This window comes from Salinispirillum sp. LH 10-3-1 (genome assembly GCF_030643825.1).
GTDB lineage: Bacteria > Pseudomonadota > Gammaproteobacteria > Pseudomonadales > Natronospirillaceae > Salinispirillum.
This window is the reverse complement of the sequence record NZ_CP101717.1, coordinates 3,075,440-3,094,493: the sequence shown is the minus strand read 5'-3', so window position 1 is coordinate 3,094,493 and position 19,054 is coordinate 3,075,440. Positions and strand designations below refer to the sequence as shown.

Sequence of the window (19,054 nt, the reverse complement as noted above, 5' to 3'; positions counted from 1 at the left end):
TACCTCGCATTAAGTGAATCAGTGCGCTTTTTAGCGCCATTCGATCATCGCTTAGGGTCTTTCTGGCCCCGGCTTTTTGGCCAGCTTGCGTTGTAAGCTGCGCCGATGCATGCCGAGTACGCGTGCTGCCTCAGACACATTGCCGCCGCAGTCCGCCAGCACGCGCTGAATATGCTCCCACTCCACACGCCGCAGGGCGGGAGGCTGCTCTTGTATGTCTTCAACCGCATCCGGCCGGTCACCGCGCAGCGCTTGATCAACCGCTTGAATATCCACGGGTTTACTCAGGTAGTCATCTGCCCCACGCTTCATCGCGGCTACCGCCGAGGCGATGCTGGCAAAGCCTGTCAATAAGATGATTCTGATGTCTGGGTACTGCGCGCGAATGGGTTCCAGTAGCGTCATGCCGTTTTCTTCACCCAGCCGCAGGTCGAGCAAAACATGAGACGGCGCTTGCTGCAAAGCAGCCATGGCAGACGCCGATGAGTCGGCTTCCAATGTTTGCCAGCCCAGTCGAGTCAGACCACGGCCGAGCAAACGGCGAAACGCCGCATCGTCGTCGATGATCAATACAGTGCCGGTTGGTGCATCCGTCATAGTGGTTCCTCACGCAGCGGCATTTCAACATAGGCCACATGGCCCTGCGGCAGAGTCTCTATGGTCAATTGGTTACCCGAGGCTTCGAGCGTCAGGTCGGCTAACGCCAAACCAATCCCGAAGCCGTGTGTCTTAGTGCTGTGCAGGGCCACTCCAGTGAGTGAGGGTTCACCCTGTCCGTGATCGGTCACCGCAATGGTCAGCTGTTGCCCGTGGCGGGTGACGTTGAGCGCAATGTGTTTATGGCCCTGCGCTAGGCTGGCGTCGGCCGCGTTATCCAACAAGGTTAACAGCAAGTGTTGCCAGGCCAGTGCCTCTTGCACTGTTGTACCGGTCAAGTCAGGCAGTGTGGTGTCCAGCTCAATCTCCGGGCGCAACAGGCGAAAGCGCGCCAAGGTTTCACGAAACAAACTGCTGACCTTGCGCGTATTGTGTTCGGCGGCAGCCCGAGCGCCCTTGACCATGCGTTGCACGCTGTCGCGGCAGAAATCCAGTTGTTGGTCGAGGGTGTCGATGTCGTCGCGTAAGTCCGCAGGAAACTCGTCGGCGCGGCTTTTCATCTCTGCCGCAATCATCTTGAGCGTCGACAGTGGTGTGTTCAGTTCATGCGCGGCTTGGGCAGAATGCGCCGCTATACCTAGGATGGATTGATTACGCATCGCCTTGGCACGCGCCTGTTGCAGCTTGTCGCGCTGCAGGCGCAGATTGTGCGACATCCAGCTGCCAAAGGCGGTCAGCAGCGCAACGGTGAGTAGAAAATTCACCCACATGCCCAGTACATGCAACTGCATACCCGGCGATAACATCGAGGCGCTCATTAAAAGAGGCTTGTGGAACAGCATCAGCAGTGAGTAGCTGACCGAGGTCGCTATGCCGACCATGATGACCGCGCGTACGGGTAAAGCGAGCGCCACCAGCGCCACCGGGAGCAAATACAGCGACACAAAAGGATTGGTCGAGCCACCGGTCCAAAACAGCTGCCACGTCAACACCAGCAGATCAATACCAATATGCCCTACCCATTGCCACTGGGTCACCTTGCGCGTGTTGAACACCCACCAAAACAACACCAGATTAAACAGCAGCAACGCACCAACCCCGAGCCACAAGGCGGTTAATGGCAGTGTCATATTAAAGACATAGGTCGCGACGAGAATAGCGATCGTCTGACCGACTACAGCAAAACCTCGCAGCGCATAGAGTACACGCAGCAACAAAAGGTCGGCAGGCAATGACAAAGACAATATGGAAGAAGGCGACATGCCGAGTAATAGCCTATGTGTTTTTGAGTACCATCGAAGTATAACGACTAATACCCCCAATAGTATGTGGCAAAGTGTCGCACTCGTGACAACGCTGGTGTTGCTTTTGGCAACAATTGAGGTTATCTTGAAAACGTTTTCAACGACGCGAAAGGCGAGGAGAGCGGATCCATGGCAAAGATACTGGTAACAGGTGGAGCGGGCTATATCGGCAGTCATACTTGCCTGCTGTTGTTGGAGTCGGGCTATGATGTCGTGGTGCTGGACAACCTCTCCAATGCCAGTGAAGCAGCACTGCGTCGCGTACAGGAAATGACGGGTAAAACCCTGGACCTTGTCGTCGGTGACATTCGTGATACCAGTGCCGTGCGCGCACTCTTTGCCCAGCACAGCATCGACAGCGTCATTCACTTCGCAGGATCAAAAGCCGTCGGAGAGTCCGTGGAGCAGCCGATGGCCTATTACGACAACAACGTCGTCGGCACCTTGCGCTTGTGTGAAGTGATGGCAGAAGTGGGCTGCAAGCGCATCGTGTTTAGCAGTTCTGCCACCGTTTACGGTGATCCGGATGTCGTACCCATTCCCGAAACCGCAGCCCTGCGCACCTCAAACCCCTATGGGCAAACCAAACTGGTGATTGAGCAAATGCTGCGTGAGATCGCCAACGCCGACCCGGAATGGCGGGTGTCGTTGCTGCGTTATTTCAACCCCATTGGCGCGCATCCGTCCGGCCGTATCGGTGAAAACCCGAATGGTATTCCGAACAATTTAATGCCCTACGTCACCCAGGTCGCGGTGGGTAAGCGCCCGCATTTGTCGGTTTATGGTAACGACTACAGCACCCCCGACGGTACTGGCGTGCGCGACTACATTCATGTGATGGACTTGGCCGCTGGACATATTAAAGCGGTGGAGTACTTGGCACAGCACAGCGGTGCAGACGCATTCAATTTAGGCACAGGTGTGGGGTGCAGTGTGATGGATGTGGTCAACACCTTTGAGCGGGTAAACGGCGTCCCCATTCCTTACCAAATCGCGCCACGCCGCGCGGGTGATGTAGCCTCTTACTTCGCCGACCCCACCAAGGCGACACAGCTGCTAGGCTGGCAAGCAAAGCTTAATTTGGAAGATATGGTGCGGGATTCTTGGGCGTGGCAGTCGGCGAATCCCAACGGCTATTGATAGTCTATCTAGCACCACGGCTTGAGTTCATTGCAGTGGCTCCGGCATGAGCTCTCGGAATATGCCTACAGCGCTCCACGGCAGGCCGAGAAGTCGCGCTTTTAGGCATATCCCTGCGCTCATCGCCTTATTGCACTGGCGCCGTTAGAGTATTTGGTGATTCTAGTTAGGGCTAGAATGCCTTTCTGTAGGCTTTTCTTCAGATATCGATGAGCTTTGCCGTGGAGCGCCGGAGGTAACCACCCTTGCCACGCAAGGTAGGATTATCGGCGAAAGACTACGACTCTCGAAAAGTCTTCACCGACTGCCGCACCACCAATCGTGGTGCAAAGCGCAGCTCACTCTCCGCCAAGCGCGGCACCTTATTCAGCATTTGCAGAGCCAGCCTCGCTGCCGTACGACCCATCTCCTCGATAGGGTAGTGCACCGTGGTGAGCTTAGGTCGCAGATAGCGAGTAATGACCACATCGTCGAAACCGACCACCGAAATATCGTGCGGAACTTCAAACCCGCTGTCGAGTAAAAAGCCCATCGCGCCTGCCGCCATCGGGTCGTTGTAACACATCACGGCCGAGAACTTGCGTTGGTGCGCCAGCAGCTTACTCATCGCATCGCCGCCGCCATCTTCCGTCGGCTGGGCGGTTACACAGATATCGGGGTTGAACGGCACATTGAATTCATCCAGTGCTTGCTGGTAGCCATGCAAACGCTCGTCGCCATCAGAAACTTCCACCAGATTGGTGCCGATAAAGGCAATGGCACGGTGTCCTTTACTCAGCAAGTGGCGGGTGGCGAGGTAAGCGCCTTGCTGGTTGTCGAGGTAGATACTGCGGTCTTCGTAGCCCGGTACGAGGCGGTTGATGAATACGACGGGCGTACCGGTAGCGGCCAGTGCCTGCAGGCGTTCATCGCTGAGGGCTTTGGAATGCACGATGAGGGCGTCGCATTGGCGCTGTTGCAGCAGGTCCAGCGCTTTTTCTTCCCGTTGTTTGTCGTGGTACCCAGAGGTGATCATCAGAAAGCGACCACCGTCGACCACCACGTCGTCCACGCCACGCATCAGTTGCGAGAAGAATGGCGAGTCGAGTTCGCCGACCATCAGGCCAATGCAGTTTGACTGCCGGCTGACCAGAGCGCGGGCCAGGCTATTAGGGCGGTACTGCAGTTTCTTCATCGCGGCCTCGACCACGGCACGCTTTTCCGGCGCGACCGATGCTGAGTCGTTCACCACGCGCGACACGGTGGATACCGATACCCCTGCGATCCGTGCCACGTCTTTGATGTTAGCCACTGCTGCCCTCGCTCATTGAAGTACTTGTAAACGTTATCTTAACAGGCATTTGAACGCAGGGTGAAATTCATTGCTGCATTCAGCGGTGGAAAATCTACCCAGAGGTACCCGTCGCTGCACGTATTCAGGTCATTCCGTGCAGGGTTAATGGCTCGGGCCTTCAGCGCGTGTTTGTAAAGATGACAGCTGATCAGGATCTGAGCAACAAAAAATTACGGGAAAGTCTTGAAAACGTTTTCACTCTTTCGCATACTCCACTTAACAACAATAAATAACGCGCGATTTAACGCCGCGCATCGTTGAGGTCAGTATGTCCGAACAGGAGTTTCAACCCACCGAACACGCCCACCGTCGTCACAATGCACTGACCGGTGACTGGGTGCTGGTATCGCCACATCGCACCAAGCGGCCATGGCAAGGTCAGCAAGAAGATAATGCGTGGGAAGTGCGCCCCGAACACGACCCCGAGTGCTACCTGTGTCCGGGTAATACGCGCTCCGGCGGGCAGCAAAACCCGAATTACACCACCACCTTCGTGTTCACCAATGACTTTCCCGCCTTGCAGGAAGACGTGCCTGCGGCGCCCATGTCAAACGACCCATTGTTTCAGCTGCAAGCAGAGTCTGGCACCAGTCGGGTAATTTGTTTCTCCCCAGACCACAGCAAAACCCTGCCCTTGTTAAGTGACGAGGAGATGCTGGCGGTGGTGCAACTGTGGATGGCGCAGACCGCTGAATTGGGTGAAACCTATCAGTGGGTTCAGGTCTTTGAGAACAAGGGTCAGGCCATGGGTTGCTCTAACCCGCACCCTCATGGTCAGGTTTGGGCACAAGCGGGCTTGCCGACATTGGCGGCGCAAGAAGATGAGCGGCAGCGGGCGTACGCTCAAACGCATGGTAAGCCCTTGCTGCAAGACTACGCCGAAAAAGAACTGCAGCGCGAAGAGCGCTTGGTTGACGCCAACGATCATTGGGTGGTGGTGGTGCCGTACTGGGCTGCTTGGCCTTTTGAGACACTGGTTATACCGCGCGCACACCGGACACGTATGACGGAACTGACCGACGCAGAACAGGTCAGTCTGAGCGATATCCTGCGTCGTCTGACGGCACGTTACGACAACCTCTTTCAGTGCTCGTTTCCTTACTCCATGGGCTGGCACGGCGCGCCGTTCAATGGTGCAGACAATGCGCATTGGCAATTGCACGCGCATTTCTTTCCACCGCTGTTGCGCAGCGCTACGGTACGCAAGTTTATGGTCGGATATGAAATGATGGCCGAAACGCAGCGCGACATTACGCCGGAACAAGCTGCGGAGCGGCTGCGGGCACAGCCCACCGTGCATTTTACCCAGACAGAAGTAGCGAGTGCCCGAGCATGACATTACTGAGTAACCAAACCGTCGCTGAGCGGTTCCAGCAGGCTTTCGGTGTAGTGGCAGAGGTTATCGTACATGCGCCAGGCCGGGTGAATGTGATCGGTGAGCATACCGACTACAATCTCGGCTTTGTTCTGCCCGCGGCCATTGATTATGGCACCTGGATCGCCGCACGAACGCTGTCTGGTCGCGCCCTTGAGGTCGTGGCGCACGATTTTGGTCATCAACGTGTCTGCGTTGCACTGGATGACACCCCGGAACGCGACAAGGAAGCCCCATGGTCAGACTACGTGCGCGGTGTCGTTGCACAACTGCGTCAGCGCGGGTTTCAACTGGCCGGCGCGCAATTGCTCGTGACCGGCAATGTACCCTCCGGTGCTGGGCTCAGCAGCTCAGCCAGTTTTGAAATCGCCTTGATTCGAGCGTTGCTTGCCATCAGCGGCGAACAAATCACGCCACAAGAGGCGGCAAAAGTCGGGCAGGCGGCAGAAAACGAATTCGTCGGTATCTCGTGTGGCATCATGGACCAGATGGTCTCTGCTCTCGGCCAGCACAACAGTGCGCTCTTGATCGACTGCGCCGACTTGAGTGCAACGCCAGTGGCCATGCCGGCCGATTGGGGTTTGCTGATTGTGCACAGTGGGGTGCGCCGTGGCTTGGTCGAAAGTGCTTACAACCAGCGCCGCCAAGAATGCGAATCGGTCGCCGCTTATTTCGGCCAGCCCAGTCTGCGCGACGTTTCTTTGGCTCAGTTGCTAGCCGCTGAAGCACACCTGCCCGCCAACGAATTCCGCCGTGCTCGGCATGTGTTGACGGAAAATGCCCGTACGCTGACCGCTGCCGACGCGCTGAAGACCGGTGATTTACCGACGTTGGTGCAAGTCATGGCCGAGTCGCACGATTCCATGCGTGACGACTTTGCTATTACCACGCCCGCCATCGATCAGTTGGTGAGCTTGATGCAATCAGCCGCAGCCGGTCGAGCGGGCGTGCGCATGACCGGTGGTGGCTTTGGCGGTTGTGTGGTTGCCTTGGGTCAGCGTGCCTGCTTGTCCGAATTGGCCGCGGCCGTTGAGCGTGACTATCAAACCCGCACCGGTAACACACCGACCCTGATTCCGGCGGTGGCCAGTGCTGGGGCGTTCAGTTTAGACCCGGTGGTCGTCAGTACAACCGAATTAGAACGCAAGCAAGCGAAGTAGCGGCGGCGGAACAACCGGCGTTAAAACAATAATAGCGAGGGACTAACTATGTCCGCACATCGACAACAATCACTGTGGGTACCCGCACTTTTTCTGGCCCCTGCGTTGATTCTCTTTCTGGTCTACGTCATCTCGCCGGTACTGCAGAGTATCTGGCTGAGTTTTTACGACTGGGACGGTTTGAGCCCGAAGGTATGGATTGGGCTGGAGAACTACCGCGAATTAATTTACGACGACCGCTTCTGGACATCGCTGAAAAACAACGTGATCTGGCTGGTGCTGTTTATGCTCGCGCCGGTGTTTGGCCTCGCCATTGCGTTGTTTTTAAACCAGCAGGTGTTTGGTATTCGCTTGGTCAAATCGCTGTTTTTCTTTCCGTTCGTCATTTCGCAAGTGGTGGTCGGCTTGGTGTTTACATGGTTCTACGACCCCAGCTTCGGGTTACTGAACGTGGCACTGGAGGCGTTCGGGTTCAATAAGGTGGCCATTTTGGCGAACGACCAATACGTCACCTACGGCATCATCGCCGCTGGCCTTTGGCCGCAGATTGCGTACTGCATGATTTTGTACCTAACCGGCTTAAACAACCTCAACCCTGAGCAGTTGGAGGCGGCGCGTATGGACGGCGCCAAGGGCTGGCGAATGCTGTGGTACATCGTCTTGCCACAGCTGCGTCCTGCAACCTTTATTGCCGTGGTTGTGACGGTGATCGGCGCGTTGAGAAGTTTTGATCTGGTCGCCACCATGACCGCCGGTGGCCCTTATGGCAGCTCCAATGTGTTGGCGTACTACATGTATGAGCAAGCCATTGGTAACTACCGTGTTGGCTACGGTGCCGCCATCGCAACCGTATTATTTTTGATCATGCTGATTTACATCAGCTTCTTCCTGTGGCGTATGCTGCGGACGGAGAAATAACATGTTTCCTACAGATATTCGCCAGACATCGCCCATCACCCAGTTGACGTACAAGACGGCATTGGTTATTGCACTGATCATGTGGCTGCTGCCGCTGTTGGCCGTCTTTTTAACGTCGATACGGTCCATCGCTGACATCAATGCCGGCAACTACTGGGGCCTGCCCAGTGAAATCATGCTGGTGGAAAATTACACCGAGGTGTTCCGGCGCACCAATATGTCACGCTACATTGTGAACTCGCTGTTGATTACCCTGCCTGCTGCCTTTGGTGCCGTGGCGCTGTCGACGCTGGCAGGCTATGCACTGGCCAAGTATCGCTTTCGCGGCAACATTCTGTTGTTGGCGCTGTTTATTGGCGGGAACTTTGTGCCCTTTCAGATCCTGATGATTCCCGTGCGTGACCTGACGCTGAACTTAGGGCTGTACGATAGCATTCAGGGCTTGGTGATCTTTCACATCGCTTTCCAAACCGGCTTTTGCACGTTGTTTATGCGCAATTTTATGATCGATATTCCAGAAGAATTGATCGAGTCAGCACGTTTGGAAGGGGCCAGTGAGTTCCGCATTTTCTTCACCATTGTATTGCCCTTGGTGCGCCCAGCGCTGGCGGCCCTGGTGGTGTTGATTTTCACTTTCGTGTGGAATGACTATTTCTGGGCCTTGGTGTTGATGCAAAGCGATGAGGTGCGCCCGGTGACTGCGGGTATCAGTGCCTTACGCGGTCAGTGGTTAGCCTCATGGCAGTTAATATCGGCGGGCAGCATCGTCGCTGCTCTGCCGCCGGTGGCCTTGTTCTTCATTATGCAGAAGCACTTTATCGCCGGTTTGACCTTGGGCGCGACGAAGGGGTAACGGCACATGCCAAGTGTTCATTTAAACAATGGTTTCATCAGCGCCGTCTTAACCGGTGATGAGCAAACGGGGTTGTCCTGGGGTTTTCTGGGGCCTGCACTGGAGGTTGATAACGACCTTGCCGCGACGGAAGCGGCCTTGCGCAGCGCGGTGCCTCAGGCTTTTTTAGACCCACGCATCAATACGCCTTTGTTACCGACCGGCAGTGAAGGGGTGTTGTCTCGCCCGGCGCTCAGCGTCAGCGACGGCCACCATTGGTTGCCGCATTTGCGCTTGGTCAGGGTGGAGTCAATCAGCTCCACACAGTGTCGTATCGTACAGCGGGCCGAGCAACCCGCGCTGGAAGTGATCACGGTGTTTACCCTGGACCCCCAACGGCCGGTCCTAACACTGCAACATTGGCTGACTAATCTGGGAGCAGTGCCGCTGGAAGTGCGAGCGCTAGAGGCCGCCATTCCCGTCGCTGCAGAATTGCAGGAAATGCTGCACTTTACCGGTCGGTGGTGTCAGGAATTTCGCCCCCAACGGCAGCGCGTGCAGTTCAATAACTACAGTTGGGAGAACCGCAAAGGCCGTACGTCACATGATCATTTTCCTGGCCTCCTCTTGGGAACGCCAGGCTTCAGCGAAAGTCAGGGTGACGTAATGGCGATGCACTTAGCGTGGAGTGGTAACCATCAACAGCACCTGATTGTTGATACCTTCCAGCCGACACGTTACCAAGCGGGCATCGGCTTTATGCCTCACGAGTGTATGTTGGCACCCGGAGATACCCACGAAAGCGCGGTACTCTATGTGGCGTTTTCGGATACGGGCTTGAATGGCATACGGCGGGCTTTTCATGGTCACGTTCGGGCGCACATTGTGCACTTCCCTGATCCGAGCAAGCCACGCCCCGTGCATTTGAATACTTGGGAGGCGGTGTACTTCAACCACGATACGGCGGATCTCCAAGACCTGGCTGACGCCGCCCAAAAAATGGGAGTGGAGCGCTTTATTCTTGATGACGGCTGGTTCAAAGGGCGCCGCAACGACCGCGCCGGGCTCGGTGACTGGACGGTCGATCAGAGTATGTACCCAGAAGGCCTTGGTCCATTAGCCCAACATGTGGTCGCAGCGGGGATGGAATTCGGTATTTGGTTCGAACCGGAAATGGTCAACCCGGACAGCGACCTTTACCGCGCTCACCCGGAATGGGCGTTGCAACTGCCGAATCGTGATCAAGCGCTGGGACGCTACCAAATGGTGCTCGACCTGACTCGGCCTGAAGTACAGGACTATTTGTTTAGCCACATCGATGCCGTACTGCGAGATGTTCCAGTGCGCTACATCAAATGGGACATGAACCGCGAGCTGGTGCAAGCCGGCGATGCAGACGGCGCGGCCGTCTATCACCGGCAGGTACTGGGTGTGTACGGGCTGTTAGCACGCGTACGCGCGGCACACCCGCAGGTAGAAATTGAGAGCTGTGCCAGTGGTGGCGGGCGTATCGACTTCGCCATCCTGCAACATACCCAGCGCTTTTGGGCCAGCGACTGCAACGATCCGGTAGAGCGTCAGATGATTCAATGGGGTTTTGGCTTGTTCCTGCCGCCGGAAGTCATGGGCGCGCATATCGGCCCCGCCCACAGTCACACTACATCGCGTGATACGACGTTGCTGTACCGTGCCTTAACAGCCATGTTTGGGCATTTTGGCGTCGAAGCCGACGTACGCTTGCTGTCAGAGCAAGAGCGTACCGAAATGGCGGCACTCATTGCGTGGCACCAGCAACAGCGGCCATGGTGGCACGCCGGACAATTGCAGGTTTGGGATTATCCTGACCCTGAATTGCGTGCGACCGGCATGGTCTCTGCGGATCAGCAAAAGGTGAGTATTGTGGTGGCGCAACAGGGCATGCCTCAACGCGCTGTGCCGGTGCCTTTGAAGGTTACCGGGTTGCCGCCGAACGTGGCTTACCGTATCACCGTGCCTTTTTCACCAACGGTTACAAATCATCGTATGAAAACGTTGCCAAGCTGGTGTGAAGAGACTATTGTATTAACTGGACGACAACTGGCACGACACGGTCTGGCGTTACCTGTACTCGACCCTGCCAGCGCCTGTTTGATTGAGTTGTCTGCGACAGAGGAATAATAAAAATTATGTTGCTTGGTACTTGCTACTACCCCGAACACTGGCCCGAAACCCAATGGGAAGATGACGCTCGCCGCATGGCTGAGCTGGGTCTGACCTATGTGCGTGTGGGCGAATTTGCGTGGAGTCGTATCGAGCCCGAACCCGGTGTTTTCACCTGGGAATGGTTGGATCGAGCTCTGGATGTATTGCATGCACAGGGCTTGCGCGTGGTGATGGGTACGCCCACCGCCACCCCGCCGAAGTGGCTGATCGACCAGCACCCGGATATCTTAGCGGTGGACGAAAACAACCAACCGCGTCGTTTCGGCTCGCGCCGCCATTACTGTTTTTCCTCAACGACCTATCGCGCAGAAACGCAACGTATCGTCACCGCCATGCTGGAGCGCTATGGGCAGCATCCGGCGATTGCAGTATGGCAAACAGACAACGAGTACGGGTGTCACAACACCATTTTGTCTTTTTCTGCCTGCGCAAGAAAACGTTTTCAATCGTGGTTGGAAAAACGCTATGGCACCGTCGACGCACTGAACACCGCTTGGGGTAATGTGTTTTGGAGCATGGAGTACCGTAGCTTCGCTGAAATAGATCCGCCGATGCAGGCCGTGACAGAAACCAACCCGAGCCACCGCTTGGATTTCCGGCGTTTCAGCTCCGATATGGTGGTGGAATACAATCGCATTCACGTCGACATTATTCGGCGTTATTCACCCGGTCGTGATATTCACCACAACTACATGGGGTGCTTTACCGAATTCGATCATTACCCGGTGGGTAGTGACCTTGATATCGCCACATGGGACAGCTACCCGCTGGGTTTTCTGGACCAAAGCCGCTACAGCCTCGAAACCAAAGCCTATTACCTGCGCACGGGGCATCCCGATTTTGCGGGTTTCCACCACGATCTCTACCGTCGTGTGGGCAATGGCCGCATGTGGGTGCAGGAGCAACAGCCCGGCCCGGTGAATTGGGCCGGACACAACCCGGTCCCCAAGCCCGGCATGGTGCGCTTGTGGACATGGGAAGGCTTTGCTCATGGCGCCGAGGCCATGAATTATTTCCGTTGGCGTCAGGCTCCATTTGCGCAAGAACAAATGCACGCCGGGCTGGATCTGCCCGATGCCACTCCGGCTCCCGTGCAGGCTGAAGTCCGCCAGGTGGCCGAAGAGATCGCCCGCCTGAAGGCCGAAGGTCTGCCAGAAACCACTCAGGCTGACGTAGCACTGGTGTTCGACTACCACGCGCAGTGGGTATTTGAAGCGCAGCCGCAAGGTCGCAACTTCAGCTACTTCGACACCGTGTTGGAATACTACACCGCGTTGCGTGAGCTGGGTGTATCGGTCGACATCGTGGCTCCGCAAGATTCCATCAATGGCTACCGAGCCGTGGTGATGGCAGCGCAAGCGCACGTGCCAGACACCCTGGTGGCGGAACTGGCGCAGACAAAAACGCCAGTATTCATCGGCCCCCGTTCCGGCTCCAAAACGATCAGCCTGTGCACGCCTGCCGAATTGGCTCCCGGCCCACTGCAGCAACTGCTGCCGTTGCGTGTGATTCAGGTCGAATCCTTACCGGACCAGATCAGAGAACCCTTGCTCGCGGGTGACAAAGTTTCAGGCACAGTGGTTCGTTGGCGCGAGCGCGTTGAAACGACATTGCAGCCGCTGTTGCGGTTTGAGAACGGTGACGGCGCTTTGTTTGAGCATGGCCAGGCTCGTTACCTTGCGGCCTGTGTGGACACCGACACCTTAAAGCAACAGATGAAGGGATTTTTAACCAACGCCGGTGTTGCCGTACAGCCGTTACCGGCTGGTTTACGTGTGCGCCGTTTGGGCGACTGGCTGTTCGCCTTCAACTATAGCCAAGACACCGTGCGTTTCGCACCGTCGGGTCAATGTTTATTGGGTAAAGAAGAAATACCGCCTGCAGAGTTGTCTGTATGGCGGGTGCCGTCAAGCGTGTAAAGCAGTCACGCTGGGTGGCGTACAACCGAACTGAGGTTCGCAAACGCAAGAAAACACAACAACACAACAACCGAAAGGCAGTGACATGAAAAAAACAATAAAGACTATCGCCCTCGCCGGCGCTATGTCCGCGTTGCTTGCAACGGGCGGAATGGCACGGACATTAATCGTCAACTCAGACCAAGTAGACCCGGCGCCTAAGGCGGCGTTCGCGGAACTACTGAGTCGTTTCCAAGCGGAAAACCCTGATATTGATGTACGTTGGAATGAATTCGAAAAAGAAGGCTACAAAACCGCCATCCGTGGTTGGTTAGCCAGCTCACCACCAGACATCGCGTTTTGGTACGCCGGTGAGCGAATGAAGTTCTTCGTTGATCGTGGCTTGTTCGCCGATGTGTCCGACATCTGGGAAGCCAACAACATGTACGAAAACTTTGCTTCGGTGGTGCCGGCTATGTCGGTGGACGGCAAGCAATACGGTGTGCCCTTTTCGTACTACCAGTGGGGCATCTACTACAACAAAGACGTGTTTGACCGCTATGGTTTAAGTGAACCGTCCACTTGGGACGAGTTCATGGCGCTCAACGCCACGTTGAAGGAAAACGGCGTTGCACCCATTACCATTGGTACGCGCTTCTTGTGGACGGCTGCCGGTTGGTTCGACTACCTGAACATGCGCGTCAATGGGTTGGATTACCACATCGACTTGATGGACGGCAAAATTGCCTACACCGACGACGGTGTACGTGAAACGTTCAAATATTGGGGTGAGCTGGTCAACAATGGTTACTTCATTGAAAACCATGCTGCCTATTCTTGGCAGGAAGCACAGCCGTTCTTGTTCAACGGTCAGGCGGCAATGTACCTGATGGGGAACTTCCTGACGCCGAACTTTCCGGATGACGTGAACTTTGGCTTCTTCCAGTTCCCACAGATCAAGCCTGAGATTGGTATGTACGAGGATGCACCGCTAGACACCATCCACATGCCAACAGGTGCTAAAAACCAAGCAGAAGCACGTCTGTTCTTGGAATTCGTAGCGCGAGAAGACAACCAAGCGTTCTTGAACCAGCAGTTGAACCAGTTGCCTCCGCACTCCGGTGCCGCGACCAACGACGACGTGTTCTTGCAAGCTGGCGCGCGCATGTTGGCTGCCGCCGATGGTACAGCGCAGTTCTATGACCGCGATACCCTGCCAGAAATGGCGTCCGTGGGTATGCAAGGCTTTCAGGAATTCATGGTCAACCCGGATCGTCTTGAAGCCATCCTGACGCGCTTAGAGCGCACGCGCGCGCGTATCTATCGCGACTAAGCGTTAGGTTTTTAGCGACCAAGGTTGCTTACTTTAGGGAGGTCACCACGACCTCCCTGCTTTTAACTCCCCTTATCTTTCTATTTCTCTCTTTACGGAGGCAATCGCTATGGCATTGTCTGTCGTGCAGCGCGTAGTGCTTGGCTTTGCTTTTATGGCGGTCATGGGGCTAGTGAATGCATTCTATGGTTGGCAAAGTAATTCAGAAAGCAAAGAAGCCTTCGCTTATTTAAACGAACGAATTGCGCCAGTGACGGATTCGTTGACTCAGCAGTCCAGCCACGTGCTGCAACTGAATCGCTTTGCTACGCAGTTCTTAGCCAGCCGCCAACCGGATACGCTGGATCGTTTGGCGGAACGTTTTGCCCGGACGGAGACGACGTGGCGCCAGGCTAACGCTGCGTTGACGGACTCCGCCATTGCCGATTTGCTGCCTGTGGCATTTTATGGCGAGGCAACGGAGGCGGTGGATCGTGCCGCCTTAGAAGCCACTGAACTGTTGCCATTGTGGCGTGCCTACTTGCAACGCGAAGCGGAGCTTGCTCAAACGCTGCGCGACTTCAACGATGAGTGGGAATTTTTCTCGGCGGATATGGGCGATGCCGCCTATGAAGCGACGCTAATTGGGCGCACCGACAGCGCGAGCAATGCGGATTTTCTGCGCATTCTCGGAATCGAGTTCGGTGCCAATCTGAATACAGTCTCGCAACTTCGAGACCTGGGTGATTTGAGCATTGTGCAGCCGCGCCAAGAAGGATTGGCGCAGCAGCTCATATTGGGGCTGGAACAACTGGCGCTCGACGTACCCTCATTCGACGATCGCATTCGGTACTTCATTCTGGCTGTCGAGCAAGCGTTGGCGCCGACTTCCGGGGTATATGCCGTGCAGCGCATGCAGATTGAAAATGATGAAACACGTCGCCAACATCTCATGGCGATGGAGCAGGCGGTCGATCAGGCGCTGGCATTGTACCAACAAGCACTGACTCAGCTTTCTGAAAGCGCTGAGTTGGCGCGTGGGGAAGCCGTACAGCGGCAAACACGCAGTCAGACAATCGCCGTTCTACTCGCGCTTGTCGCCTTGTTGGTGGCGGCGGCCATCAGCGTCAGTGTGGCCTGGTCGATTCAGCGTCCATTGAAGGCACTGCTGAGCCGAATGGCCGAGCTGCAGGCTGGTGATTTTAGGAGCGTCGATACGGCTGCGACGCGGCGCGATGAATTTGGCCAGCTCGCGCAGGGTATTGCTGCGTTGAGTCAGAGCTTTCGCGCTACGGTGGAACGCATTCGACAATGCAGTGACGACATGCAGGCGTCAATGAACAAGCTCTTACAGGCTGGCCACGAGACGCGCAGCGTCTTGCAGCACCAACAAGCACTGACGCAGTCGGCGGCGACGTCGGTGGAAGAAATGGCGCAAGTGAATGAAGTGATGGCCGAGCAAGCACAGGTTTCGCGTAACAAAGTCGAACATACCGCACAGGCGGCATCCGGCAACGTCGACAGTATGACGCGCGCCATTGTCGCTATTAATCATTTGCACAGTAGCTTGGTCGAGTCGAGCCACTCGGTGAGTGAGCTAGCGGAGGAAGCGCACGAAATCGGTTCTGCCGTCAGCCAGATTCAATCTATTTCAGAGCAAACCAACCTGCTGGCGTTGAACGCGGCGATAGAAGCGGCGCGTGCTGGCGAGCATGGACGCGGATTCGCCGTGGTGGCGGACGAAGTGCGCCAGCTTTCTGTCCGCACGGGCGACACGACGGTGCAGATTGAAGGGATAGTGCAACGCTTGCAGCAGCGCACCCAGCGAGTCGTGGCAGACATCCAAGAAAATGGCCAGAACGCTGAGGCGGTGGTGCAGGAAGCGAAGAATACCTCGGCCTCGTTGCAGGAGATGTCGAGCCAACTGTCTGGCGTGCTGAGTGCCGCCACCCAGATAGCCGAGGGTGCCGACGAACAACGCTCGGTTGCGCTGGGTGTGAATCAATTGGTCGTGGATATCGCAGGCTCGGCTGAGGCTGTGGGCGAACGGGTGGTGCAACAGGATGCTGCGGTGTCCGACTTGAACGACGCAGCTGCAAGGCTCAGTGACAGTGTCGCACATATCGAGATTTGAGATAGTTTGTGGTCGACTACAGTAGAAAAAACCAACGCAGCAATAGACGGTAAGAGCGCTTTTAGACTATAAAAGACTAATGTAATTCCATTGTTCTGTGGCGACTGCAATCTATGTTCTTATCTCTGCGCACGGTGGTGTGGGCTCCCTTAGTTTTTGCTGCTTTCGGTATTCTCTTGGTGGAGTTGGTCAATGGTTCAAGATCAGCGGTTGCCAAGAATCAAAAGCAAAGTGAGTTAATCTCTCGGGCGAGCGATGCGCGTGCCGTACTCGAGCGAGAGTTATACCCGTCTATCTATATTGGTTTTGGCATAAGTTCGTATGTGGTCAATCGGCGTGGTGCAGTCGACTATGACGAAATGCAAAGCTGGTTGAGTACCCTTTTTGGGGAGTCGAAGTACCTGCGTAACATCGCACTTGCACCCGACAACCGCATAGCCCTTGTCTATCCCTTGGAAGAGAATCTCCCGGTGCTCGGTCTGCACTACCCCGACATTCCAGAGCAATGGCCTGTAGTGCAGGCGTTGATGGCTTCAAGACAACCCCTGCTTCAAGGGCCATTAACTCTTGTGCAGGGTGGTGAAGGTCTAATCTATCGGATACCGGTATTTATTGGTGATGACTACTGGGGGTTGGTCAGCACGGTAATTGACGCTGACCTATTGTTCGCGGTTCTGGAAGAATACAGTGAAGAAAGTGATTTGAGCTTGTCACTCAGTACTGGAGCGCTAGCTAATCTGGATCGTCCCTTTTGGCGTTCGAGCAAGTCGGGAGGTCAGCTGGACGGCTCCGTTACGCTGCAATTGCAAGGTGTGGAGTGGGTATTAACAGTATCCCGAGTAGCAACCTCAGGGTGGCTTGACAATACATATCGCTTGATTGGTTGGTTTCTTACGGTGGGACTATCGTTTGTTCTCTTTTTTCTGTTAAACAGCAGTCAAAAAAGACATGAGGCACAGGATCGTTTTACCAAGAATGAAGAGCGCCTTCAGGCGATTCTGGATGGTACTCACATCGGTACTTGGGAATGGAATGTTCGGACCGGAGAAACCACTTTTAACGAACGTTGGGCGCAAATTATCGGATATACCCTGCAGGAGTTAGAGCCAGTAAACATCGACACTTGGATGTCGTTGGCGCATCCAGGTGATTTAGAGGCTTCTGGACAGCAACTACAACAGCATTTCTCGGGAGAGATACCGTTTTATGACATTCGATGCCGAATGAAACATAAGCATGGTCACTGGGTATGGGTGCATGATCGTGGTCGCGTGATGACCTGGACCGACGATGGCAAACCATTGATGATGTTTGGCACACATTCCGACGTGACGAAAGAGGTTAGTGCCCAACAGGCATTGCAGCAGCAGAAAGATCTGCTGCGCGTCATTGTTGATAACATTCCCATCAATGTATACATCAAAGATCGCGCCGGTAAAAAGGTGATGGCGAATCGCGCCGAACGTCTGTTCATGGGGTTAGACCCCGATACCGAAGACTTTGGCTTGCACGATGAGCAATTTCTACCCCCTAATTTAGCCAGCGTATCCGGTGAAGAGGACCGCCGCGTGTTTGAAACAGGCGAATCCATTCTAGCCTCAGAGCACGAAAGTATTGGCCCAGACGGCCAACCCATGTGGCAATTAGTCTCTAAAATCCCACTCAAAAATGAACGGGGTGAAGTAAGTCAATTATTGGGTATCACGGTAGATATCACTGGGCGCAAAGCAGCAGAGGTTGCTTTGCAAGACAGTGAATCCCGCTTGCGCGCCTTGTTTGAGATGTCACCGGTCGGCATTGCCTTGAACGACTATGAGAGTGGGGCCTTTTTGGACGTTAACGATGCTCTACTAGCGTCGGTCGGCTACTCCCGTGAGGACTTTTTACAGCTCAACTATTGGCAAGTAACGCCGGAAGAGTATCTACCACATGAGGAAGCAGCGACCGAATCATTGCTTACCACTGGTCGCTATGGGCCCATAGAAAAAGAATACATAGACAGGAACGGAGATCGCTTTCCCGTTCGTCTGAGCGGAGTGCTTATTGAAGACCGCTCTGGCCGAAGGCTTATTTGGTCTATCATCGAGGACATCCGTGAGCGTAAGCGCATTGACCGACTGAAACAGGAGTTCGTGTCTACCGTAAGCCATGAACTGCGCACGCCGTTGACCGCTATATCGGGGTCACTCGGCTTGGTTCGTGCCGGTGTATTGGGTACGCTACCACCACAAGCACTGGAAATGGTGACCATAGCGCATGATAGCAGCCAGCGACTGACGTTGTTGATCAATGATCTGCTGGATATGGACAAGCTGATCGCTGGCAAGATGGCGCTGAACCTGAAACCATTGGATGCTAAGGCCCTGCTACAGCGGGCAGTGCGTGAAAATCAACCCTATGCTGAGCAATATGGTGTTCTGTTGCAGATTTTTGAGTGCGATGAATCCATGTGGGTAGTCGCTGATGAACACCGCTTTATGCAGGTAATGAATAACCTGCTATCCAATGCGGCTAAGTTCACCGCAGACAACTCCTCAGTCGAAATCAGTGTGGTGCCGTTGGAAAAATATCTACGCATCAATGTAAAAGATTATGGCGCCGGTATTCCTGTGGAGTTTCAAGACAAAATATTCGGCCAATTCTCGCAAGCGGATGCTTCAGATACTCGTCGACGAGGTGGGACTGGTTTAGGGTTGGCGATCAGTAAACGATTGGTTGAATTGATGCACGGACGCATTGGCTATGAGACCACGCCCGGTAAAGGCAGCTGCTTCTATGTTGAGCTACCGTTGGCGGAGAGAGCGCACTAAAACAGCGTCAATAACTCTGGGCGCTCTATTTGACGTGAC

The 19,054-nt window shown here is 55.1% G+C and carries 13 protein-coding genes; 10 read left to right on the top strand and 3 right to left on the bottom strand.

All coding sequences use genetic code 11. The features are described from left to right. Positions 1 to 51: 51 nt before the first annotated feature. Entirely contained in the window at positions 52 to 597 is a 546-nt protein-coding gene (locus NFC81_RS14280; protein WP_304995146.1) for a response regulator, read from the bottom strand. Next, positions 594 to 1,859 carry an ATP-binding protein gene (locus tag NFC81_RS14275; RefSeq protein WP_304995145.1) on the bottom strand — a complete coding sequence of 422 codons (1,266 nt, stop codon included), beginning with the start codon at positions 1,857 to 1,859 and terminating at the stop codon, positions 594 to 596. Before NFC81_RS14275 ends, NFC81_RS14280 begins: the two co-directional genes overlap by 4 nt. 171 nt (positions 1,860 to 2,030) lie before the next feature. Here NFC81_RS14275 and galE point away from each other — a divergent pair, with 171 nt between their 5' ends. Further along, positions 2,031 to 3,041: a UDP-glucose 4-epimerase GalE gene (gene galE, locus NFC81_RS14270; protein WP_304995144.1), complete on the top strand. Its 1,011-nt coding sequence runs from the start codon at positions 2,031 to 2,033 to the stop codon at positions 3,039 to 3,041. A 277-nt stretch (positions 3,042 to 3,318) separates the two neighbouring features. On the opposite strand, the gene NFC81_RS14265 is transcribed toward galE, so the two are convergent. Then, a complete protein-coding gene (locus tag NFC81_RS14265; protein ID WP_304995143.1) occupies positions 3,319 to 4,332 on the bottom strand; it encodes a substrate-binding domain-containing protein in 1,014 nt (337 codons plus the stop codon). A gap of 310 nt (positions 4,333 to 4,642) precedes the next feature. Here NFC81_RS14265 and NFC81_RS14260 point away from each other — a divergent pair, with 310 nt between their 5' ends. From NFC81_RS14260 to NFC81_RS14220, 9 genes are all read left to right on the top strand, one after another. Further along, entirely contained in the window at positions 4,643 to 5,710 is a 1,068-nt protein-coding gene (locus NFC81_RS14260) for a UDP-glucose--hexose-1-phosphate uridylyltransferase (protein WP_304995142.1), read from the top strand. Further along, on the top strand, positions 5,707 to 6,909 hold the full coding sequence (gene galK, locus NFC81_RS14255) for a galactokinase (RefSeq protein ID WP_304995141.1): 1,203 nt from the start codon (positions 5,707 to 5,709) through the stop codon (positions 6,907 to 6,909). Before NFC81_RS14260 ends, galK begins: the two co-directional genes overlap by 4 nt. 48 nt (positions 6,910 to 6,957) lie before the next feature. Next, complete coding sequence (locus NFC81_RS14250; RefSeq protein WP_304995140.1) at positions 6,958 to 7,827, top strand: carbohydrate ABC transporter permease; 870 nt, start codon at positions 6,958 to 6,960, stop codon at positions 7,825 to 7,827. A 1-nt stretch (position 7,828) separates the two neighbouring features. Further along, positions 7,829 to 8,680 carry a carbohydrate ABC transporter permease gene (locus NFC81_RS14245; RefSeq protein WP_304995139.1) on the top strand — a complete coding sequence of 284 codons (852 nt, stop codon included), beginning with the start codon at positions 7,829 to 7,831 and terminating at the stop codon, positions 8,678 to 8,680. A 6-nt stretch (positions 8,681 to 8,686) separates the two neighbouring features. Then, on the top strand, positions 8,687 to 10,816 hold the full coding sequence (locus NFC81_RS14240; protein ID WP_304995138.1) for an alpha-galactosidase: 2,130 nt from the start codon (positions 8,687 to 8,689) through the stop codon (positions 10,814 to 10,816). A gap of 8 nt (positions 10,817 to 10,824) precedes the next feature. Continuing rightward, positions 10,825 to 12,780 carry a beta-galactosidase gene (locus tag NFC81_RS14235; RefSeq protein WP_304995137.1) on the top strand — a complete coding sequence of 652 codons (1,956 nt, stop codon included), beginning with the start codon at positions 10,825 to 10,827 and terminating at the stop codon, positions 12,778 to 12,780. 85 nt (positions 12,781 to 12,865) lie between these two features. Continuing rightward, entirely contained in the window at positions 12,866 to 14,092 is a 1,227-nt protein-coding gene (locus NFC81_RS14230) for an ABC transporter substrate-binding protein (RefSeq protein WP_304995136.1), read from the top strand. A gap of 109 nt (positions 14,093 to 14,201) precedes the next feature. After that, on the top strand, positions 14,202 to 16,205 hold the full coding sequence (locus tag NFC81_RS14225; protein ID WP_304995135.1) for a methyl-accepting chemotaxis protein: 2,004 nt from the start codon (positions 14,202 to 14,204) through the stop codon (positions 16,203 to 16,205). A gap of 113 nt (positions 16,206 to 16,318) precedes the next feature. Beyond that, positions 16,319 to 19,015 (top strand): PAS domain S-box protein, encoded by a 2,697-nt coding sequence (locus NFC81_RS14220; protein ID WP_304995134.1) that lies wholly within the window; start codon positions 16,319 to 16,321, stop codon positions 19,013 to 19,015. Positions 19,016 to 19,054 lie beyond the last annotated feature (39 nt).